Genomic DNA, 5,880 nt, shown 5'->3' on the forward strand with positions numbered 1-5,880 from the left:
GACGGCAAATTACTCCCAAAACCCTTTACAAAACTTTAGATATTGCTTAATATAAATACATGAAGGCACAAACAAGCCGGACGAACCTCGATAACTTCATATTCATACCCGCAATCATAAGAACATGACTACTGTATTACAACAGAGCAACACCTCTGTGTGGTCTCAGTTCTGCAATTGGGTCACCTCCACCAACAACCGCCTCTATGTAGGTTGGTTTGGTGTATTAATGATCCCAACTTTGCTAGCTGCTACCACCTGCTTCATCATTGCTTTCATCGCTGCTCCTCCTGTGGACATCGATGGTATCCGCGAGCCGGTTGCTGGCTCCCTGATGTACGGAAACAACATCATCTCTGGTGCTGTTGTTCCTTCTTCTAACGCCATTGGCCTACACTTCTACCCAATCTGGGAAGCTGCTTCTTTAGATGAGTGGCTCTACAACGGTGGTCCTTACCAGTTGGTAGTGTTCCACTTCCTGATTGGTGTATTTGCCTACATGGGTCGTGAGTGGGAACTAAGCTACCGCTTAGGTATGCGTCCTTGGATCTGCGTCGCTTACAGCGCACCGGTTGCAGCTGCTAGCGCCGTGTTCCTAATCTACCCAATTGGACAAGGTTCTTTCTCCGATGGTATGCCTCTCGGTATCAGCGGAACCTTCAACTTCATGTTCGTGTTCCAAGCTGAGCACAACATCCTAATGCACCCGTTCCACATGCTAGGTGTAGCCGGTGTATTCGGTGGTTCCTTGTTCTCTGCAATGCACGGTTCTTTGGTGACCTCCTCCTTAGTGCGTGAGACCACCGAAACCGAGTCACAGAACTATGGTTACAAGTTCGGTCAAGAGGAAGAAACTTACAACATCGTTGCAGCTCATGGCTACTTCGGTCGTTTAATCTTCCAATACGCTTCCTTCAACAACAGCCGTTCCTTGCTACTTCTTCTTAGGTGCATGGCCTGTAATCGGCATCTGGTTTACTGCACTGGGCATCAGCACCATGGCATTTAACCTCAATGGCTTCAACTTCAACCAGAGCATCATCGACTCACAAGGTCACGTGATCAACACCTGGGCTGACGTACTCAACCGTGCCAACCTAGGTTTCGAGGTAATGCACGAGCGTAACGCTCACAACTTCCCTCTAGACCTAGCTGCGGCTGAAGCTACTCCCGTAGCTTTGACTGCTCCAGCAATCAACGGTTAATTTCAACTTGGCTTAATCTACTTGATTAGAAAAAAGCGCTCTCCAGATGGGGAGCGCTTTTTTGTTTGTCTGTCATTATTTGAGTTCTCAGGTTTTAGGGAGTANGGAGTAGGGAGTAGGCAAGAAAATTTAGATTTAGCTTACGGTTACTAGGAAAGGCTGTATTTATTGGTAGTCATTTGTTAGTTTTCAATACCCCTTCACCTTTTGTGTTTTCTGTTGCATTTAATAAAACTTAATAAAAAATTGTCGATAACTTAATAAAAAATTTCAATTTGTCTGTGGTAACTGGGTTTAATATCAACAAAACAATAATATCAAGTCTGATAGCATCGATATATAGCAATTTTCAGAGTCATGAGGTACAGAGGATTTTTCCTTGTTGCCTGTTGCCTGTTGCCTGTTGCCTGTTGCCTACTCCCTACTCCCTACTCCCTACTCCCTACTCCCTACTCCCTACTCCCTATTCTCAAGGACCAATGACTAATGACAACTGAAACCCTTGTCATCGTAACCAGTATTGCACCAGGAAATGTTAAGAAGCAACAAGCCGCTATTAATAGCTGGCTTACTCTAGGATTTGAGGTTGTTTCTTTAAATATTATAGAAGAGATTGAGAAACTCCAGCCTTTATATCAAGACATTAAATTTCACAGAGTATTTCGAGATGGACGAGAGCATTATGGTAAGCCTTATGTTTACATTGATGACCTCTTATCCTATTTGCGTGAGTACGGTAGCCAAATCTGTGGAATTGTTAACGCAGATATTATCTTAAAAGCTGAGCAGGATTTTACAGAATTTATTCGAGAGCAGACTCAAGACTCTATTCTGCTCGCTTCACGAGTCGATATTGATACTGCTGAATCAATCAACGGTGAGATTTACGATGTTGGGGTTGATGTGTTCTTTTTTGAAAAAGAACTGCTGGAAAAATTTCCATCCTCTGACTTTTGCCTTGGTATTCCCTTTTGGGATTTCTGGGTACCAGTGATTGCTTGGCAACAGGGGTTAACCATAAAAGACTTAGTCTCTCCCGTTGCTTATCATGTCAAGCACTCTACCAACTATAGCTACGAAATCTGGCAAAAATCTGCCCTTAAATTTACAAAAATATTTGCCCCAGCTCGCTATAAATCCTATCAGAAAAAAGCTGATATAAATAAAGTAGATTATGACCTAATTGGTCACATGGATAATTATATCGTTAACCAATTTTTGACAATTTATCAAAACAGTAAGCAACCGATTATCTACAAACCCCGATTACCTGATGCTCAGAATCCAGTCTATAGCCATACCAATACTAAAAATCACGATTATAATTCCTTAGTTTGGTTAGCATGGAGCTCTTATCATGCTGGTAATTTTACCACTATGGCTGAGCAGTTAAAAAACTCCCTAACCATTACCCCTTACCAACCAACAGAAACAATTTCTGATTGGATAGAGCAATTTACTACATTTTCAGCTGCTCATAATTCTCCATTCAATTCTTATGCATTCAGTAACCTAACGGAATGGCAATATCTAATACGATCTACTCTGCTTAATCGACCATTTAGTACCTATCAATGGCAACCAAAAGTATCGATAATCACATCAGTATTTAAAGGGGATAAGTATATTGAACCCTTCCTTAAGGATATTACCGAGCAGACTGTTTTTGCTGAATGTGAATTAATATTGGTTAATCCCAATTCTCCTGGAAATGAAGAGCCTGTGATTAAAAAGTATATGACCAGGTATCAGAATATTATCTATATAAAATTGGATGAAGACCCAGGGCTTTATGAAGTTTGGAACATGAGCATTAGATTAGCCCGTGGTCACTATATTACAAACGCTAATCTCGATGACCGCAGAGCGCCCAGACATATCGAAGAACATATGAGAGCCTTGGATGAGCATCCTGATGTGGACGTGGTTTGCGCTCCTCTGAAAGTTACGATGCAACCCAATGAAACCTGGGATAATAATACCGCTCATGCAGTCTGGTATGTGGGATTTCCGGAGTATTTTGGAACTGAAGACTTTTTTCAAGAAAAGTGGTGGGCTGAAGGGGAGGAAAAAGGTAAGATCGGCTCCCAAAATCTTCCCCATTGTATGCCGGTATGGCGGAAGAGTGTCCATGAAAAAAATGGCTATTTCGATGAAATTGAGTATGGCGCGAGTGCTGATTGGGAATTTTGGTTACGTTGTTCAACCAATGGTTCTAAATTCATGCTATTGAGGGAACCTTTAGGAATTTACCTAGAAGACCCTCAATCCTATAACAGGCGGTTTGAGTCAACGGTTGATTTTGAGAAAAAAATTCTACAGGAGTATTATGTACCGCTAACTGAGGAATCCAATGGTAACGGAAGCCTTGATGTCTCCGAAACTGAAGAGCAGGATTCAGGGTTTGAAGACTCTGGGGATTATCCGAAAAAACTCGATCTTGCTTCTGCTTTACAGTATCATTACGGGGAGCATCGCTCTGGATGGTCTTATGCGATGAATAGCTTGAAAGCCTTACACAATGATGCTGGAATCTTGGTGGATGGCTTCATAGAAAAGAAATTCGCCTGGGGTTCGGATCCTGGAGATTGTAACAACACCCCAACTGCTTATACAGAGCCTTGGATTGGATTCATCCATTGCCCTCCCTATGTCCCTAAATGGTTTCAAGAACACCTGTCACCTCAGGCAATATTTGCAAGTCAGTTGTGGCAAGAAAGTATTAAGTATTGTCAAGGTCTATTTTGTTTGTCTGAAGACTCTCGTCGATGGCTCCAAAAGCAGCTAGATGTGCCAATTGTTAGCGTTATCCATCCTACGGAAACCCCAGATGTTATCTTTTCGATGGATAAGTTTTTGTCAAATCCTGAGCCAACTATTATCCAAATTGGGATTTGGTTGCGGAAGATGCACTCTATCTACTATTTACCGGTAAAAAACTACAAAAAGATGGTGTTACGTAAACCCTATTCCGGGGAGATGTTACACACTGAAAAACAAGTATTTAATTTACAGCCCAATTACAGTTATGTGCAGATAGTTGATTATTTGCCCAATGATGAGTATGATGAAGTCTTGTCAAAGAATATTGCTTATTTGGAGTTGTATGACACCAGTGCCAATAACGCGATCATTGAGTGCATCGTCAGAAATACCCCGGTTTTAGTCAATCCGCTGCCAGCTGTAAAAGAGTATTTGGGCCAAGACTATCCCCTTTACTTCCAGTCTAGACAAGAAGCAGCGGCCAAAGCTGATGATTTTGCTTTAATTGAGGAAACCCACCACTACCTGAAGCAGCACCCGATTAAAGAAAAGCTGACCAGCAATTATTTTTTAAAATCCATTGTTAAATCGGAAATCTATAAACAGTTATCATGAGAATATCCCACAAGCATAAGTTTGTATTCCTCAGCAAACCTAAGTGTGCTAGTACTAGTATTCGCAAGGCATTGGATCCTTACACCGATATTTCCAGTACGGATAAGAAGCGACATTACCATCACCATGTGCCAGCATCTGTGTTAAAGCAGCATTTTGACCGTATGGGTTGGAACTGGAACAGCTACTTCAAGTTTATCAGTATCCGAAACCCTTGGGATATGCTGGTTTCTCTGTACTTCTATGCCAAGCCAGATCACCGAGGTATTTATTGGTGGGAAACAGCAAGAGCAATCCGTGTATCCGAAGACATTATCGAAAAATACCCCTATAACCCAAACACCAGGATGCCATTCAAGCAGTGGATTAAGACAGGAAAATCCTGGGACTTGAAGCAGCAAATATATCTTGATGATTTGTCTACCTATACCCTTCCTTACTATGTTTTTGATGATCAGAATAATTTCCTAGTGGATTATGTTATCCGTGTTGAACACTTAGAGGAAGACTTAGATTTTGTTTCGTCAAAGCTAGGACTACAGCTAGATTCTTTGAAGATAAATACCAGCAAGCACGACCACTATAGTCAGTATTATGATAGTGAGTCCAAAGCAATAGTCTCGAAGCTGTTTGAGTATGATATCAATTACGGAAAGTATTCTTTTTAAACTAGGTAATAGGTAATAGGTAATAGGTAATAGGTAATAGGTAATAGGTAATAGGTAATAGGTAATAGGGGGATAACCAACAGGGGTATAGGGTTTGACGGTTTGTTTTATAACTGAATAATATCCAATTTATAGCGTTGTTCAGACTTATGAGATAAAGTCAATTTTATTACCCCTACTCCCTACTCGTAAGCATTCAGCTATCAGCCATTGGCCTACGGCCACGCTACTTGAGGTGCTTTTGAATAAAATAGGCTGACCGCTGACTGCTGAATGCTGAATGCTGAATGCTTATCCCTACTCCCTACTCCCTACTCCCTACTCCCTAAAACCCAGAACTTTTTACCTGAAATTAATAACTGCTATAAAATGAGACTATCACACAAGCATAAATTCCTATTCATTGGCAAGCCTAGGTCTGGTGATACTATGATTAGACAAGCACTAGATCCTTACAGTGATAGTGTTAGTACAGATAAAGGACGACACAACCATCCCCATGTGCCAGCATCTATCTTGAAACAGTATTTTAAACGCATGGGTTGGGACTGGAATAGCTACTTCAAATTCACTTCTGTTAGAAATCCCTGGGATATGCTGGTCTCTGTATACTCCTTGGAAATCCTGAT

General features: G+C 41.3%; 3 protein-coding genes and 2 pseudogenes. All 5 read left to right on the plus strand.

Features of this window, described 5'->3' with window-relative positions:
- The first annotated feature begins 124 nt into the window (after positions 1–124).
- Positions 125–1,205, plus strand: a pseudogene (gene psbA / locus LYNGBM3L_RS09605) (photosystem II q(b) protein).
- Positions 1,206–1,562: 357 nt separating this feature from the next.
- On the plus strand, positions 1,563–1,688 hold the full coding sequence (locus tag LYNGBM3L_RS48515) for a hypothetical protein (protein ID WP_267872006.1): 126 nt from the start codon (positions 1,563–1,565) through the stop codon (positions 1,686–1,688).
- A gap of 3 nt (positions 1,689–1,691) precedes the next feature.
- Positions 1,692–4,583 carry a glycosyltransferase gene (locus LYNGBM3L_RS33810; protein ID WP_008181853.1) on the plus strand — a complete coding sequence of 964 codons (2,892 nt, stop codon included), beginning with the start codon at positions 1,692–1,694 and terminating at the stop codon, positions 4,581–4,583.
- Entirely contained in the window at positions 4,580–5,251 is a 672-nt protein-coding gene (locus LYNGBM3L_RS09615; protein WP_008181859.1) for a sulfotransferase family 2 domain-containing protein, read from the plus strand. The genes LYNGBM3L_RS33810 and LYNGBM3L_RS09615 overlap by 4 nt, the downstream gene beginning before the upstream one ends.
- A 273-nt stretch (positions 5,252–5,524) precedes the next feature.
- Positions 5,525–5,880: pseudogene (locus LYNGBM3L_RS44975) on the plus strand (hypothetical protein); the annotation flags it as partial.

Origin of the sequence: Moorena producens 3L (assembly GCF_000211815.1) — a bacterium.
Lineage (GTDB): Bacteria > Cyanobacteriota > Cyanobacteriia > Cyanobacteriales > Coleofasciculaceae > Moorena > Moorena producens.